At 70.4% G+C, this 2,009-nt stretch carries 2 protein-coding genes; both read right to left on the reverse strand.

Features of this window, described 5'->3' with window-relative positions:
- Positions 1–131, reverse strand: a 131-nt coding sequence (locus tag ACTIR_RS27720; protein WP_034240590.1) for an acyl-CoA carboxylase epsilon subunit, incomplete at its 3' end; no start/stop codon positions are given.
- A 73-nt stretch (positions 132–204) separates the two neighbouring features.
- Positions 205–1,845, reverse strand: coding sequence for an acyl-CoA carboxylase subunit beta (locus tag ACTIR_RS0116855; protein ID WP_026455164.1), 1,641 nt, complete (start codon positions 1,843–1,845; stop codon positions 205–207).
- Positions 1,846–2,009 lie beyond the last annotated feature (164 nt).

The following is a 2,009-nucleotide window of genomic DNA, read 5'->3' on the forward strand; positions in this document are numbered from 1 at the left end:
GGGCCCGCCGCCGCGAGGCCGGCGACGACGGCGGTCAGCGCCGCCACCTCGGCCTCGTCGGGGTGTCCGCGCACGATCCGCAGCACGGGAGCCTCCGCCGTGTCCGGGCCCGGTGCGTCGGTGTCGACCATCGCGGTCCTTTCTTCAACGTCGACTCGCGGTCCTGGAGTGGCGACTCGCGGGTCTGGGGTGGCAACTCGCGGGTCAGAGGGGGATGTTGCCGTGCTTCTTCGGGGGGAGGGTCTCGCGTTTGTCGGCGAGCATGCGCAGGGAGCGGGCCACGTGGCCGCGGGTGTGCGAGGGCGGGATCACCGTGTCGACGTAGCCGCGTTCGGCGGCCACGTACGGGTTGCACAGCGTGTCCTCGTACTCCTGGATCAGCTGCTCGCGCAGGGCCTCGACGTCCTCACCCGCCTCGGCGGCGTTGGCCAGCGTCTTGCGGTGCACGATGTTGGCCGCGCCCTGCGCGCCCATCACCGCGATCTGGGCCGTCGGCCAGGCGATGTTCACGTCGGCGCCGAGGTGCTTGGACCCCATCACGTCGTACGCGCCGCCGTAGGCCTTGCGGGTGATCACCGTGACCAGCGGGACCGTGGCCTCGGCGTAGGCGTAGATGAGCTTGGCGCCGCGCCGGATGATGCCGTTGAACTCCTGGTCGGTGCCCGGCAGGAAGCCCGGCACGTCCACGAAGGTCAGCACCGGCACGTTGAAGGCGTCGCAGGTGCGCACGAACCGGGCGGCCTTCTCCGAGGCGTCGATGTCCAGGCAGCCGGCGAACTGGGTGGGCTGGTTGGCCACCACGCCCACGCTGCGCCCGTCCACACGGCCGAAGCCGACCACGACGTTCGGCGCGAACAGTTCGTGCACCTCGCAGAACTCGCCGTCGTCCACGACACGGGTGATGACCTCGTGCATGTCGTAGGGCTGGTTCGGCGAGTCCGGGATGAGCGTGTCGAGTTCGCGGTCGCCGTCGGTGACCCCGTCCGCGATCGACTCGGCGACCGGCTCGGGCGCGTCGAACACCGGCGGTTCGGAGAGGTTGTTCGCGGGCAGGAAGGACAGCAGCTCCTTGACGTAGGAGACGGCGTCGTCCTCGTCGGAGGCCAGGTAGTGCGCGTTGCCCGACTTCGTGTTGTGCGTGCGGCCCCCGCCCAGCTCCTCGAACGTGACGTCCTCGCCGGTGACCGTCTTGATCACGTCGGGGCCGGTGATGAACATCTGCGAGGTCTGGTCGACCATCACCACGAAGTCGGTCAGCGCGGGCGAGTACACGTGCCCGCCCGCGTTCGCGCCCATGATCAGCGAGATCTGCGGGATCACCCCGGAGGCGTGCGTGTTGCGGCGGAAGATCTCGGCGTAGAGGCCCAGCGAGACCACACCCTCCTGGATGCGCGCGCCGCCGCCCTCGTTGATCCCGATGATCGGCCTGCCGGTCTTGAGGGCCAGGTCCATCACCTTGACGATCTTCTCGCCGTACACCTCGCCCAGCGAGCCGCCGAACACGGTCACGTCCTGGCTGAACACGCAGACCGGCCGCCCGTCGATGGTGCCGTGCCCGGTGACCACCCCGTCGCCGTAGGGCCGGTTGGCGTCCTGGCCGAAGTTCGTGGACCGGTGCCGGGCCAGCGCGTCGAGCTCCACGAACGAACCGGGGTCGAGCAGCAGGTCGATGCGCTCCCGCGCGGTCTTCTTGCCCTTGGCGTGCTGACGCTCCACCGCCCGGGTCGAGCCCGCGTGGATCGCCTCGTCGTTGCGGCGGTAGAGGTCGGCGAGCTTGCCGGCCGTGGTGTGGATGTCCGGCTCGTCTCCGGGAGGGGTCCCGAGTGGCTCCGTCGCGCTGCTCATGCCCGCCGAGCTTAATCAGGGTGACGGCGCGCACGGGATGTGGCGTAGGCAACGTCACCACGGAGATCACCGACCCGGCCCGCGGCCGCCACCCACACCGGCGTCGGGTCCGCCACGGCGGTCCGCGGCGTCGGCGGATGCGGGCTAGGGTCTGCGGATGTGAC

The sequence above is a fragment of the Saccharomonospora iraqiensis subsp. iraqiensis genome (assembly GCF_000430445.1).
In the GTDB taxonomy this organism is placed as follows: domain Bacteria; phylum Actinomycetota; class Actinomycetes; order Mycobacteriales; family Pseudonocardiaceae; genus Saccharomonospora; species Saccharomonospora iraqiensis.